Genomic DNA, 14,392 nt, shown 5'->3' on the forward strand with positions numbered 1-14,392 from the left:
CACGCCGGCGGACGCGGCCTGCCAATCCAGCGTGCTGACCGGTGCGCCGGTAGATGTCAGCCAGCAACTAGGTTATGCGTCAGGGCTGAGGATCCCCATACCGAGTTGCACCCGCTCCGCCACGGGCCGGGCGAGGCTCGCGATGCGATGAGCGCTTACAAACACACACCAGCACCCCTCCCGGCCCCGCTACCACCAAGCGGCGGAGCACGGTAGGATCAACCAAGCGTCCCGCCTGGAAGACCGATGCCGGAAGGACTGCATATGGAAACAGCGCTTTGCATTCACCGGATTGCCGTGTCGCACACCCTGCCGGCTGACGTCAGGGCCGCACCGTGAACAGATGCCTCAGCGCGCGGCAAAGCGGTAGCCTGCCCGAACCGCCGCCTGAGCACCGCGGCCAATCCATCCAAGGCGACGAATCGCATCGGCACGCCTTGAAACCGGAGTCCTGGACTCAGGCCATCACCACCTGGCGTGCCACCTCCACTGCCGCCCGAGCACAAACCCGCTGGAGCCGCATCCCGCGGAACGTCGCCGAGTCCATGGCGTTCGAGCGCGAACCCATCCCGCTCGCGACCGTGGAGCACTGGCACACCAACCCACCACGCCGACAAGCGACCGTCGGCCCCCAGGAACCCCTCGCAGGTCCCAAGGCCATCGCCCGGCAAGTCCTGACCCTGGAACAGCAGATCGAACAGGCCCGATTCGATACCCGAGCCCTGGACGACCAACTGGTACACGACCTGCACACCGCCATCTGCGCACCCGTTGCGCCGCATCTGGCCGGATGGCGCCGTGTCGGCGTCACCGTCGGCAGCCACGTCGCCCCGCCGTGGCCGCTGGTGCCAATCCTCATGCGCGACTACGGACGCGATCTGGAGGCCCGCCTCGCCGCCCAGGGTTTGGAAACCACAGAACGGCTGCTCGAAACCCTCGCCTTCGCCGAAGGCCGACTACTGCGCATCCACCCCTTCGCCGACTACAACGGCCGGGTTACCCGCGTGTTTCTGCGTCTGGTGCTGCGGCGGCTGGAACTCCCGCCGGTGCGGTTGGCGCCGGGTGACGATGAGCGGGGAAGCTATCTTGCGGCGCTGGCCGCGGGGGATCGGGGAGATGGGACGCTCTTGATAGGTTGTTGGAATACACGCTTTCGAAGCGCGCAAACTGATGGTTAACCTCTCAAACGCCACCAGAGAAGCGCACCGTTCCATGGTCAGCAACCTTTGCAGCGCTGTCAAAGCATAAGCACTCCAGCCGGGACTAGGCACCATCCCACCCGAGACCCGACGATACATGACATATCCGAACACAATACGCTCTGTCTGCAACGACAGGTCAGCCGCTGAGTCCATCTGCCTACTGATGTTTCAGGACAGCCACGAGGAGCACTACGAGGCAAAGCATGACCGCCCCAGCAACCATGACATAAAAGTCGATCTTCATAAGCACCTGTGCCAAAGACAAAAAACCTTCCAAAATACCGGAAAAATTGATTTCCATGTTTAGATGCGTTCTACGCTTAAGAATGCTATTATTTTGAATGTGGAGAGAATAGACGAGCGAGGCGACCTGTTCAAGCACTTAGTGGACACGCTTGTGTCACCTACCGCTGGAACTCACTACATGTTGTGATGCTCCCGATGACGATCCAAGCCTTTCCCCGTACGTTACAACGGTGCCCCATTGAAGCAGATGCGTTCTACGCTTTCTTGGATCGGTCTCAGCGAAACTTCCCCGGCCACGCACCGGGGCCTCATTGCAGAAGCGGACGACCCACGCGATCCCTTCAGAGCAACCGCGAAGCGTTTCGTCCTCTCGCGAGCAACACCCAACGGACTTGCACGGGCAACACCAAAATGTTCTTCAGCTCGAACACTCTGGAGCGATTCGCCAAGATGACATTCGAAGCTAGCTTTACGAGTCTGGCGGGGTTCCCGCCGATGTCCTGGCAGATCCGGCTATTTCGTGACTGGTTTGCGCGCGGCATCGTTCCTTCCGCTGTCGATGTACCAACGGGTTTAGGTAAGACGGCTGTCATGGCCTTATGGCTACTCGCTCACGAGCAGCGAGTCGCTTTGCCAAGACGCTTGGTTTATGTAGTCGACCGCCGCGCCGTTGTCGATCAAGCAACGGACTTCGCGATCAAGCTGCGGAAAAACCTGAGTTCTGAACGACCTCTGTCAATCTCAACGTTGCGCGGGCAACATATCGATAACCGTGAATGGCTGGAGGATCCGAGCGCCACTGCCATTATCGTCGGCACCGTAGACATGATCGGTTCGCGTCTCTTGTTCGAGGGCTTTGGTGTCTCACGAAAGATGCGCCCCTACCATGCAGGACTACTCGGAGCCGACACCCTGGTCGTGCTCGACGAGGCGCATCTTGTGCCTCCTTTCGAAAAATTGCTGGAAGCGATCGAGACCGATGCCAACCAATTTGGCCCGAGGGTTAACGCGGACAGAACGCTAGTTCCGCCATTCAAACTGCTCTCGCTTTCCGCGACTGGACGTGAGCGTTCGGGCACGGTCTTTCAACTGGAAGAATCGGACTTGGACGAACCACACCTCCAGCAGCCCGTGACACAACAGCGACTCAACGCGAGGAAAGCGCTAACCTGTTCACCTGCAAGCGAGAAAGATCTGCCGGTCACCTTGGCCGAAGCTGCCTGGAAAATTTCCGACCAAGGTCAGAACGCTGTCCGCTGCATTCTTTACTGCAATAGTCGAAAGACCGCAGAAGCTGCCAAGGTGCAGATTGATAAGCTGATCGCTGAGCGAAAGAAAACGGGCCAGAATACGATGGACAGCGAGACGGAACTTTTCGTCGGTGCGCGCCGTGTATTCGAGCGTGAGACGGCCGGTGAGAAACTGAAAGAAATGGGCTTCCTGGCGGGCTCCGACACTGAGCTAACTGGGCCAAGGTTCCTGGTCGCGACGTCTGCGGGCGAAGTCGGCGTCGACCTCGACGCGGATCACATGATCTGTGACCTAGTGGCCTGGGAGCGCATGGTGCAACGACTTGGCCGCGTAAACCGACGTGGAGAGGGCGATGCTAAGGTGGTCGTCTTTGATACCGGCGCACCCAAGCCTGCAAAAGCAGACAGCCCGAACCCCAGTGAAGCACGCGCAATCAGGCAGCATACCGCGCTACACGCGCTCGTCGGAGCACTGCCACAACACGCGGACGGATCGGCAAATGTCAGCCCTGGTTCGCTTCGCGCTTTGAAGACTCGGTCGGTTACCGATGACCAGTTACGTGTGCATATTGCTGACGCCACCTCCCCGGTACCGTTGCGCCCTGCACTCACCCGTGCCCTCGTCGATGCCTGGTCCATGACATCGCTCAAAGAACACACGGGGCGTCCTGAGGTTGATCCATGGCTTCGAGGTTGGGTCGATGACGAACCTCAAACGGGAATCCTTTGGCGTAAACACCTTCCAATCCGCGTCAAAGGTGCAACTGTCGAACCAAAAGAGATCGAAGCTTTTTTTGAAGCCGCCCCGCCGCACATTAGCGAGATTCTGGAAACTGAGACCTGGCGGGTGGTCGATTGGCTCATGCCGGTGGCAGCGAAACACTGGGAGCAAGCACGACAACGCACAAAGCAAGATGACTCGCCAGATCGCGAAACACCGATATTTCACGAAGCCGCCGATAAGGCACAACAATCGCCGGCGATCCTAAGCGGATCAGATTGCGTTGCCTTTGCACTCTCTCCAACCGGCGATCTTGTTCAAGCCTGCAAGCTGTCCGATTTCATTCCCAATGACAAAATGACTCCGGCGAACCTTCGTGATCGCTTCCGCAAAATCCTCGTCGGAAAAACTCTGGTAGTGGACGCAAAGTTCGGTGGTCTGACTGACGATGGGCTGTTGAGCGAGAAGGTTAGCGCTCCTCCCCGTCATACCGCAGACGACGGGGAGGACTGGCTGAATCCACCAACAGACAAACCAGCAACTGAGAATAAGACCGATAAACAAGCTCCCGTGATCCGCTTCCGAGTGCGGAGCATCCAGGGAAAAATCGAAGAACGATCAGAAGCCGACAAAGATTGGCGGGAGCGACTGCGTTTCGCAACCGAAGAGTCCGACGACGGAGAAAGCGTTCGCTGGTTGGTGATCGACAAATGGCGCTACGACGCTGCAACTGAAGACGACCGGTCGGTCGGTTCCCTGCAAAGTCTTAAAGCGCATCAGTCTTGTGCAGCCACCAAGGCAAGAAACCTCGCCGACCGGATCGGACTCCCCGCCCCTTATACACGCGCCCTCGTGATCGCGGCACGCCTTCATGACGAGGGAAAACAAGCCGAACGGTGGCAACGGGCGTTCAACGCGCCTCGTCAAGGCAGCCCCTATGCCAAAACCAAAGGACCCTGTAACTGGCGCCTTCTGGACGGTTATCGACACGAGTTTGGATCACTGAGGTATGCGCAAGACGATCCGGAACTGAAGTCGCTTCCGCTTGACCTGCAAGACCTGATCCTGCACATGATTGCCGCTCACCATGGGCAGGCCCGCCCTTTGATACCAACCGCCGGGTGCGAGGACGCACCACCCTCCATACTGGCTCAGCGCGCACGTGATGTTGCCCTTCGCTTCGCTTGCTTACAGCAGCGCTGGGGGCCTTGGGGACTTGCCTGGTGGGAGTCTCTACTTCGCGCGGCGGACCAGCAAGCGTCACGCGAAAACGATTCCAAGCAATCATACGCCAAGCAGGAGGCTGACTAATGGCTGAAGCGTCTATTCCGGTGGATCTGTTCAATCCCGGACAGGTCTTTGCTTGCCTGGGGTTCCTCGAAGCCGCTGACTTACTTATTGGTCAGGCAGAAGGCTGGTTCGACTGGCTTCGCGCAAGAGATACACACTTCCACTTGCGCACGCCCGGAACCTCAAACCCTTACCGAGTCGTACTCGATGCTATCACAACTTCCGAAATAGAGTGCTGGGCACCATACGGATATCTCGAACCAGTTCGGGGGCAAGATGTAGACGAGAGCGCCGCGGAAACGTCGCTAAATCTGATATACCATTTCTCTGAGACCTTCCCCGAGCGCTCAGGAGATCCGATGGGTTTTCCGATACGTCTTCGAACGACCGATCAGTTAGTGATAAATTTCACACACTGGGCAGACGGCTCTACCAGAGACAAGTTTAAACTCTATGCCGGAAACCGATCCGCACTCCGAATCGCTCGGGCGATGCTGTTTGGGACACGCCACGAGGGGACCAAGAAGCAGCCTATCGGTAACCTGAAGACGCATGGCATAAGTAATCTCTGGCACGATCATCGTGATGCAGTAATAGAACGTCCCTTCGATGTTCTCACTCCAATGCGCGGAAGCTTCAATTTCGATCCACGCGGTGGCTGGACAGCGATCGATGCTGGCTATTCGCCGAACGACCAAGAACACCTTATAGCCGCCTCCCCCGTTGTAGAGTTCTTCGCGGCTCTCGGCATGGAGCATGTGCGGCCGAACGTATATGGCTCACGTAAGGTGCGTTACGCGGTCTGGGATTACCCTCTTCCAACTGTCATCGCGCGCACTGCGTTATCTGGCAGTATTCCTGCCTTATCGCAGAGATATTTCTTTTTTCAACTTGCCTTATCCGGCAAGAACAAAGTTGTCACCTTTGCCGAGGAGGAATCGAGACCATGAACATACTGCTATCGCTAACTGACGAGAATATCAATCAATGGGCTGACGACCTAGAGGGACCGGTTGCACTACATCTGAAGCAAAAACTCCTGCCTGTGGAAGGCGAAGGCGGGGTCATATTTCCCCCAACCTATGCGGACATCGGCTATAACATAGATACCCTGTCGGATGGGAGCCGCGTTGTTACCATCGATAGTGTCGGCTCGCAAGGAAATCGCATAGAACCTATATTCAAAGCCGCACCCGACAACGAGACAGAAAACCCGCTCTCCGGTCTGATTCCTCAGATAACGATTAGATACGGCGAAGGAAAATTTGTCTCCATTCTTGAAGTCGGACATCGACTCGGCGATGCGCTTATCCGTTCGTCGGAACTGAAAGAAAAAGCCAATGCAGCATTCTTAAAGTTCCTTGACAACGGTGATGCTACCGATATCGCTAAGTTAGCGCCAACATCATTGATTTTCGGTGTCTGGGATTCGCGTGACACCCAAGCAAAACTTCCGCGCGTTCTTCAGGCCGTGATCCGTGCCTGGGACGTTGAAGAAATGACAAGGTCAGCTCAGTACAATCCACCAATCGACTACGCTGCACTCGATGTGTTTAGCGATGAGGATAAGAAGAAGCAAGAAGGCGACCCGAAAAGTCCTCTCGCAAAGCGCGGCTTCGTTCATGTTCCCGCAGGCAAGGCACTTGGCGGCGTTCTTGTGCGCGGCGGCATCGAGCGACATATCACCATCAACCTCGTTGCACTTCGGCGCCTTCGGGGAACAACCGAGACCACCAGTGCTTTGCGCCGTTACGTGTTGGGGCTATCTTTGGTGGCGGCTACTGCGTCTTTGGATGGTTTTCTTCGTCAAGGTTGCCTCCTTACTCCTGATCCATCGGTTTCTGCAAATTGGGAAACTGTTGGTAGGGATGGGGTGCGCACGCCGGTGTTGCTGGACCACCACAAAGCGGTGCAATACACCATGAACGTAAAGCAAGACTTTGCGGTCGAACCGGACGGGAGTTTTTCCTTCTCTAAGGATTTGGCACATGCCGACCTTCAAGATGCGCCAGATCAAAAGACAAAGAACAGTAAGAAAAAGCCTGCGAAGACCGCTTCCGCCGAAGCAGAAAACAAGGTTTAGTTATGGCTCAGGCACTTGTGATTTCGGTTCGCCTCTTCGAAGGGCGGTACCACGGAGCAGGTGACTGGCCTCCTGCGCCGGCTCGTGTATTTCAAGCGCTGATTTCTGGATCGGCGATCGGCGACAAGTTGCCTGATGAGTTTCGCGCGGGATTAGCATGGCTAGAGGGGTTGCCAGTACCCCTCATCGCGGCGCCTAGATCTCGATCCGGGCAACGATACACGAATTATGTCCCTAATAACGATCTGGACCATGTTGGCGGTGATCCAAAATTAATCGGGAAGATTCGTGATGGCAAGCTGATCCGACCCCAGTTATTCAACGCGGAAATTCCGCTTATCTTCTGCTGGCTCTTCGACTCAGGTCACCCTGACTCACGAAATGCTCAGGTCATTTGTAAAGCAGCAAAACAAATCTACCAATTGGGTTGCGGAATCGATATGGCGTGGGCTTGGGCCGAGGTTCTGAGCGAGGATGATCTGGAAGCACGACTCACAGGTTATGTGGGAACCCTGTTTCGGCCTACCCCTTACGGCCAGGGTGTTCTGCTCGATTGCCCGATCATCGGTTCACTCACGAGTCTTGAAACACGCTACGCCGCGAACCTTAAGCGTTTCAGCCGAAGCTTGGTGGGTAACAAAGTTAACATGCTCTTGACTCAAGCGCCAAAGCCGTACTTTCGATCAGTCGTCTACAATAGCCGACCATTCCGACGTCTCTTCGAAATACGCGCCTCAGCCGCTGGTGCACCTTTCGCAGGCTGGTCGCAGGAACGGACTGCGGACCTCGTCGCTCGGCTGCGCGATACTGCAGCCAGTGTGCTCACCAAAGCGCTTCCCGAACAAAATGCGCTGATCGAGCGGAGACTGATCGGTCGGGACGCAACCGGGCGCGATATAGCATCACGAATCCGGATCATCCCCTTACCATCGATCGGGCACGCCCACGTTGACCGAGGCATCCGTAGGGTGCTCTTGGAGGTGCCAACGGGTTGCGAGATTGCAGGCGAGGACATCGCTTGGGCATTCTCCGGACTCTTGGTCAATCAGAGTGTCGACATAAATACGGGCGAGGTATTGGAAGAAACCAGACTTACCCCGACGACTGACATGCGGATGCTTGAGAAGTTCGGAATCGAATCCGACGACTCGAACCGGTTGTGGCGAACAGTAACGCCCGCCGCGCTCCCCCAGCCTTCGGCGCGACGCCGGATCGACCCGAATCATCTTAAAGATGAGATCAAGGGCGCCAAAGAACGCTTGGCTGAGGAAGCACGTGCCGGGACCGCGGTGCTTCACGCGTTGCGTCATGCCGGTGTCCGTCAACGAGTGAACTCCGTCCGGGTACAACGCGAGCCCTTCGCCGCGAGAGGTGCGCGTGCCGAGGCATTCGCTGCCGGGACCCGTTTTGCGAAAGAGCGGCTTTGGCATGCCGAGATTCAGTTTGCCGAGCCTATAGACGGGCCTTTGATCATCGGTGACGGACGCTATTTGGGTCTGGGTTTGCTGGCCCCGGTCCGACGTGTAGAGGGGGCTTTCGCCTTCGCGATCACTGACGGCTTGGTTTTTCCTGCCGATCCAGAAGAGCTAAGCCGGGCGCTGCGCAGAGCGGTCATGGCCCGCGTACAAGCGCAGTTGGCGCGCGGCAATCCACTTCCAGCGTTCTTCTCCGGGCATGCGCCGACCGGCGATCCTTTGCGCGAGGGCAATCATGGCCATCTCGCCTTTGCGGCCGATCTCTCGCGACACCGCCTCCTGATTCTTGCGCCGCATCTGATCGAAGCCCGTGCGCCGACAGGATGGGAGCGCAATCAGTTGGCAACGCTCAATGCGGCGGTCAAAGATCTCATCGACTTGCGGGCCGGAGTAGCTGGGCGCCTGACGCTTCTCCCCGAAACAGTCGTACCAGATGAGGATCCGCTTTTCGCTCCGGCTCAACACTGGGAAAGCGTGACAGACTATCGGCCAACGCGACACGCCAAACGAGTTGAGGCGGCCGATGCGCTCGTCATCGACGTCCTGACGGAGATCCGGCGGAGCGGCATACCGGAACCGGCGGTAGAGGTGCTAGACGTTGCAGAAGGACCGCGCGGCGGGCTTGCTGGTCGTTTTCGTCTGCGGTTCAGAACGGCCCAAGCCGGACCACTTCTCATTGGTCGAACACGCCATTTCGGAGGCGGATTGTTTCAACCGGTCCCTGCAATTGATGTTTGATCGAAGTTCTCGATGATGCCCCCAGGTTGGGCCGACCATCCGAAGTCCAGCCTACAACGGGATGACAAGAACGATCCGACGACCGCGACCATGGACATGCTCCGGTCGCCACGAGCCGGAGTCTCAAGCTTCAGCCTTGGATCGCGAGCGCCAAGGCTGAAGCCTTGGACTCCAAGACCTTGATCGCCCCAGGCTTAGAAGCGGCTGCCAGCCGGTTCAAAGCACCGGCATGGCGTTTCTTTAAACACGGGGGCCGGAACGATGATCAGGACCGCGATGATCAAGCCCCCGACCTCAATGCCCCAAACTGTGCCGGACATCTCACTTGCCGCCGCCAGGGGCTTCCATACTTAACCGGCACGCGGCGCGTTTCGCGTACCGTGATGCAGTCCATCGCCTTGTTTCAATGATTGAAATGGTTACGTATCCGTAGGAACCCTCCTGGCGATGACGCATGTCGATCAGCAAAGGACAGTGCCGGCACACAGAGGTCGCGACCCGGTTTTCCGGTCGGTTGTGCTGTGCATTGCCGACACCCGCGGGCTGGACGCCCGCGGGTCCGGCGGCACCCTGGGCGACGCCACCCGACATCCAACACCGTTTTCCAGCCGCGGTTCTGATCCGGATCGGCCAGCCGGACCTCGCCGCCGCGCATCAGACCCCCCACTGCTCGCGTGATTCTTTGCCCGCACGACGCGCCCCATCGGCGTCGAGCGCACCGTTCTCTGCCGGGAGAAACGCCACATTGAGTTGCCGCACCTCGGCACGCGCCGCCGCGGCCATTGCCTTCATCAGGCGCTCAGGCTGCTGCCGCAACAGGGACTCGGCAAGCACGACGCGCACCACCTCCGACCTGGCAGGCCATTCAGTGCCGCCTCGGTATCCTGCCGCACGGCCAGCCCGTCCGGCCCACGCAAACTTGACTGACCCATGCTGCATCAACCTGATACGTTTTTCATGCGAACGCGCGTATAGCAAGCATCACGTTCAAACCGCTGAGCGTGCCACAAGGAGTCCACCATGGCCATCGCCGAACACCCCGAACAGCTCGATCTGGAACTCCCCTTCCCGGAGTTGATCCGCGACGTGCCGCTGCTGCCGGCGCGCATGCTCAATGAGTTTTGCTATTGCCCGCGTCTCGCTTACCTGGAGTGGGTTCAAGGCGAGTGGGAAGACTCCAGCGACACGGTCGAGGGGCGGCATGTCCACCGCCGGGTGGACAAACCCGGCGGTAAGCTGCCGGCCGCCGCTGACCAGGCTAAGATCAAAGCGGCGGAAGACGAAGGCGCGGTGATGGAAAAGATCCACGCCCGATCGATCACCCTGTCGTCGAACCGGCTCGGACTGATCGCTCGGCTCGATCTGATCGAGGGCGAGGGACTCACGGTCACTCCGGTCGACTACAAGCGCGGCAAACGCCCCCATGTGCCGCACGGCGCCTATGACCCGGAGCGGGTGCAACTCTGCGTTCAGGGGATGATCCTGGCCGAGCACGGATACCAGTGCGACGCCGGGGTGCTCTACTTTGCCGGCAGCCGCGAGCGCGTGCATGTCGAGTTCACCGAGGAGTTGCGCCGGCTCACGCGCACCACCATCGACGGTCTGCGCTTCGTCGCGGCCGGCGGACGCATCCCCGCCCCACTGGAAGACAGCCCCAAATGCCCGCACTGCTCGCTCGTGGGTATCTGCCTGCCGGATGAGATCAGCTTCTTCCGCGGCGCCGACATCGCCCCGCGCCCGCTCGCCGTCGGGCAGGAAAGCGCGATGCCGGTCTATGTCCAGGCGTTTCATGCAAAGGTCGCGAAGGCCGGCGAATGCCTGGAGATCTTCGTCGACGATGTGAAGACCCAAACCGCCCGGCTGATCGACACGTCCCAGCTCGTTCTGTTCGGCAACGTTTACGTCACCAGCCCCGCCCTGACCGAACTCATGGCCCGCGGCATCCCGGTCAGTTGGCACAGTTATGGCGGCTGGTTCAGCGGCCATACCGTCGGCACCGGACACAAGAACGTCGAGCTGCGGCGCGCGCAGTTCCGCGCCGCGGACGACCCGGCCTTCTGTCTGCGTCTCACCAAGGGTTTGATCGAAGCCAAAGTCCGCAACTGCCGCACCCTGATGCGACGCAACTGGAAAGTCGGCGATGCCGCTCCCGCCGACTTGCTCGAAGCCATGAGCGGCGACGCCCGCCGGGTGCTCAGGGTGCCGGACCTGGAGACCATGCTCGGCGCCGAGGGCAGCGCCGCCGCCCGCTATTTCGGCAACTTCGGCAAGCTCATCAAACCCAGCGGACCGGAAGACAACTTCGCTTTCGACTTCACCACCCGCAACCGCCGCCCGCCCACCGACCCGGTGAATGCGATGCTCTCTTTCGCATACACGCTGATGGTGCGCATTTGGCTCGTCACGCTCTCAGCCGTCGGTTTCGACCCCTATCTCGGGTTCTACCACCAACCGCGCTATGGTCGCCCCGCGCTCGCCCTGGACCTGATGGAACCTTTCCGCCCCCTGATCGCCGACTCCAGCGTGCTCCAGGCGATCAACAACGGCGAAGTCCGCCCGACCGATTTCGTCTCCGCGGCCGGCAGCGTCAACTTGACCCCGGACGGGCGCAAGCGATTCATCGCGACCTTCGAGCGCCGGATGAGCCAGGAGGTCACACACCCGGAGTTCGGCTACCGGCTCAGCTACCGCCGACTCTTCGAACTCCAGGCCCGGCTGCTCGCCCGTCATCTGCTCGGGGAACTCGATGTCTACCCGAACTTCACCCCCCGTTAACCTGAGTTGATCAGACTCACCCGGTCATGAACGAACGACTCTACATCGTCGCTTACGACATCTCGGAACCCGGACGCTGGCGCCGCATCTTCAAACTGATGAAAGGTTACGGCGAATGGGTTCAACTTTCCGTTTTTCAGTGCCGCCTCACACCGAAACAGCACGCCGAACTGGTCGCGCTGCTCGACGGCATCATCAACCACGTGGAAGATCACATCGTCTTGATGGACTTGGGCGTTGCTGATAATGTCATCCCACGCGTCGTCAGCCTGGGGAAAGCCGAGTTCCAGGTCATTGAACATGAGGTGATCATCGTTTGATCCACTGCGCATCGACCTGAATCGACACTGCGAGACGCCCGTCGCCCCGCGAACACCGGGCCTTCGCTCATCGTCAACGTCGAGCGGACCCGCTTCTTCAGGCTAAACCGCGCCCAGCGCGGTATGCGATGTTCTTGGATTGGCTCGGCCCCGGCAGACTCGACAATTGATGGAGTTGGCGCTTTTAAAGTTTTGAAGAGCATCAATTTTAAGCCGCGTCTCCAGCGAGGTTGGTTAAATCCCCAAGGCCGAACACACAATGAAAATTACGTATTTCGCGCCGGACGCGGTTTAGGACACGCAACGAAACACCAGGCTCGCCGGGAGGCCGCGAGCGCTCCAATGGTGCGTCAAACCCCGTGAGCACTCGCAGAAATTTGCTCTTTAAAAATCAGGAAAATGATTTACACTTCTCTTGTCTTGAGTCAAGTCGTGGCGCGCAAGTGCTTTCCGATCAGGGAGCGCTCGCAAAGCGCCCCGCAACCCGCGCCCCTGGCGGGCTCCAGAGCGGGCTCTTTCCGCGGCGAATTCGCCGCGGCCTCATTGAAGCAGCCCATGAACCGGCCTTTGTGAATTTCATCGGAGAGCTTTCCGCGGCGAATTCGCCGCGGCCTCATTGAAGCTGCCGACCACGTGATTGATCTGGCGCAGTATCGGGTGCTTTCCGCGGCGAATTCGCCGCGGCCTCATTGAAGCCCCAGCTCGCGCAGCAGCATCTGGCGCTCCGGGCCGGCTTTCCGCGGCGAATTCGCCGCGGCCTCATTGAAGCCGCTCCAGGTCGCATCATCCAGCCCCAGGTCTTTTTCTTTCCGCGGCGAATTCGCCGCGGCCTCATTGAAGCAGCTCGCCCAGCAGCGACACGCGCTCGACATCGTCCTTTCCGCGGCGAATTCGCCGCGGCCTCATTGAAGCATGGAGTGCCGTATTGGCGGTGGGTGGTCAGGCAGAGCTTTCCGCGGCGAATTCGCCGCGGCCTCATTGAAGCCAGCCGCGCCAGCAGATCCCCGGCGCGGATCAGCTCCTTTCCGCGGCGAATTCGCCGCGGCCTCATTGAAGCGGCTGGCTTGTCGTCGGCCAGTTCGAGTTCGAGGACCTTTCCGCGGCGAATTCGCCGCGGCCTCATTGAAGCGGGTCAGTACCCCCGGCCTGGCCCGGCGCCACAAGACACCTTTCCGCGGCGAATTCGCCGCGGCCTCATTGAAGCCAGACGCGAGGACCGGCGATGTGCCCCAGGGCGAGACCTTTCCGCGGCGAATTCGCCGCGGCCTCATTGAAGCATCGGTGATCCGCGCGGCAAGGTCAGCGGCAGCAGCGGCTTTCCGCGGCGAATTCGCCGCGGCCTCATTGAAGCGGTCCGGCGCCCTATTTCGAGACCGTCAACACCATGGCTTTCCGCGGCGAATTCGCCGCGGCCTCATTGAAGCGAGGCCATGGCGCGGGCCGGACTGGCGAACCAGCAGCTTTCCGCGGCGAATTCGCCGCGGCCTCATTGAAGCATCCCCTAGCCGCGCCGACCCCAAATGCAGGGCCGCCCTTTCCGCGGCGAATTCGCCGCGGCCTCATTGAAGCTCATCAGTCGCCCCGCCGCCCGGCGGCGGATAGGACCTTTCCGCGGCGAATTCGCCGCGGCCTCATTGAAGCAGCTCGCCGGTCTCCGGGTCCACCCGCCCGGCCTGCTTTCCGCGGCGAATTCGCCGCGGCCTCATTGAAGCAACCAGAACAACAGAACAGAGCGCACAGTGCCAGAAGCTTTCCGCGGCGAATTCGCCGCGGCCTCATTGAAGCGCGCCAAGCCCAAGCCTTTCAGGCATCTGTCGGCGCTTTCCGCGGCGAATTCGCCGCGGCCTCATTGAAGCGATATCGTTTTCAATTTTTTCTCGCCGCGACTGCTTTCTTTCCGCGGCGAATTCGCCGCGGCCTCATTGAAGCCATGGCCCCCAAGCGCCGATGTGACCAGCAGCTTCCTTTCCGCGGCGAATTCGCCGCGGCCTCATTGAAGCGTTCCTGAGAATGCCTTTTCCCAACCCGCGGGCGCGCTTTCCGCGGCGAATTCGCCGCGGCCTCATTGAAGCGCCTTTCTGGGCGCTGTCTTTGATGCCGCCGGCTACCTTTCCGCGGCGAATTCGCCGCGGCCTCATTGAAGCGGCTTCGGCGGTCGCGGCGGTGACGGCGGCTTGCGAGCTTTCCGCGGCGAATTCGCCGCGGCCTCATTGAAGCAGCGCTGCACCCTGGGAGTCAGGGCACACTGGTCAAGAGCTTTCCGCGGCGAATTCGCCGCGGCCTCATTGAAGC

General features: G+C 59.6%; 8 protein-coding genes and 1 CRISPR repeat array. Of the genes, 7 read left to right on the plus strand and 1 reads right to left on the minus strand.

What is annotated here, in order from left to right; translation table 11 throughout:
• Positions 1-335 precede the first annotated feature (335 nt).
• The 5 genes from A39O_RS0103730 to csb2 all read left to right on the plus strand — a co-directional run bounded on the left by A39O_RS0103730 (position 336) and on the right by csb2 (position 9,005).
• Positions 336-1,178, plus strand: coding sequence for a Fic family protein (locus tag A39O_RS0103730; protein WP_157639598.1), 843 nt, complete (start codon positions 336-338; stop codon positions 1,176-1,178).
• A gap of 681 nt (positions 1,179-1,859) precedes the next feature.
• The gene (gene cas3g / locus A39O_RS0103740; RefSeq protein WP_020503366.1) at positions 1,860-4,730 is read left to right on the plus strand and encodes a type I-G CRISPR-associated helicase/endonuclease Cas3g; all 2,871 of its coding nucleotides are present in this window, start codon (positions 1,860-1,862) and stop codon (positions 4,728-4,730) included.
• Positions 4,730-5,659 (plus strand): type I-G CRISPR-associated protein Cas8g2, encoded by a 930-nt coding sequence (gene cas8g2 / locus A39O_RS37710; RefSeq protein ID WP_083924498.1) that lies wholly within the window; start codon positions 4,730-4,732, stop codon positions 5,657-5,659. The genes cas3g and cas8g2 overlap by 1 nt, the downstream gene beginning before the upstream one ends.
• Complete coding sequence (gene cas7g, locus A39O_RS37715) at positions 5,656-6,792, plus strand: type I-G CRISPR-associated RAMP protein Csb1/Cas7g (RefSeq protein ID WP_083924499.1); 1,137 nt, start codon at positions 5,656-5,658, stop codon at positions 6,790-6,792. Before cas8g2 ends, cas7g begins: the two co-directional genes overlap by 4 nt.
• A gap of 2 nt (positions 6,793-6,794) precedes the next feature.
• Positions 6,795-9,005: a type I-G CRISPR-associated protein Csb2 gene (csb2, locus tag A39O_RS37720; protein WP_083924501.1), complete on the plus strand. Its 2,211-nt coding sequence runs from the start codon at positions 6,795-6,797 to the stop codon at positions 9,003-9,005.
• A gap of 654 nt (positions 9,006-9,659) precedes the next feature.
• Here the strand turns inward: csb2 and A39O_RS0103775 are convergent.
• Complete coding sequence (locus tag A39O_RS0103775) at positions 9,660-9,848, minus strand: hypothetical protein (RefSeq protein ID WP_169338398.1); 189 nt, start codon at positions 9,846-9,848, stop codon at positions 9,660-9,662.
• Positions 9,849-10,025: 177 nt separating this feature from the next.
• On the opposite strand from A39O_RS0103775, the gene A39O_RS0103780 reads away from it, so the two are divergent.
• Both A39O_RS0103780 and cas2 read left to right on the plus strand, forming a co-directional pair.
• Positions 10,026-11,780: a CRISPR-associated endonuclease Cas4/Cas1 gene (locus A39O_RS0103780; protein ID WP_020503374.1), complete on the plus strand. Its 1,755-nt coding sequence runs from the start codon at positions 10,026-10,028 to the stop codon at positions 11,778-11,780.
• 26 nt (positions 11,781-11,806) lie between these two features.
• Complete coding sequence (gene cas2, locus A39O_RS0103785) at positions 11,807-12,100, plus strand: CRISPR-associated endonuclease Cas2 (RefSeq protein WP_020503375.1); 294 nt, start codon at positions 11,807-11,809, stop codon at positions 12,098-12,100.
• A 514-nt stretch (positions 12,101-12,614) separates the two neighbouring features.
• Positions 12,615-14,392: direct repeats of the CRISPR family, unit length 36 nt; unit sequence CTTTCCGCGGCGAATTCGCCGCGGCCTCATTGAAGC.

The sequence above is a fragment of the Lamprocystis purpurea DSM 4197 genome, assembly GCF_000379525.1.
Lineage (GTDB): Bacteria > Pseudomonadota > Gammaproteobacteria > Chromatiales > Chromatiaceae > Thiodictyon > Thiodictyon purpureum.

What these genes read in the sequence shown, in the direction of transcription:
- cas3g (WP_020503366.1), top strand. Translation starts at nt 1,860, where the DNA reads ATGTTCTTCAGCTCGAACACTCTGGAGCGATTCGCCAAGATGACATTC.
- cas8g2 (WP_083924498.1), top strand. Translation starts at nt 4,730, where the DNA reads ATGGCTGAAGCGTCTATTCCGGTGGATCTGTTCAATCCCGGACAGGTC.
- cas7g (WP_083924499.1), top strand. Translation starts at nt 5,656, where the DNA reads ATGAACATACTGCTATCGCTAACTGACGAGAATATCAATCAATGGGCT.
- csb2 (WP_083924501.1), top strand. Translation starts at nt 6,795, where the DNA reads ATGGCTCAGGCACTTGTGATTTCGGTTCGCCTCTTCGAAGGGCGGTAC.
- A39O_RS0103780 (WP_020503374.1), top strand. Translation starts at nt 10,026, where the DNA reads ATGGCCATCGCCGAACACCCCGAACAGCTCGATCTGGAACTCCCCTTC.
- cas2 (WP_020503375.1), top strand. Translation starts at nt 11,807, where the DNA reads ATGAACGAACGACTCTACATCGTCGCTTACGACATCTCGGAACCCGGA.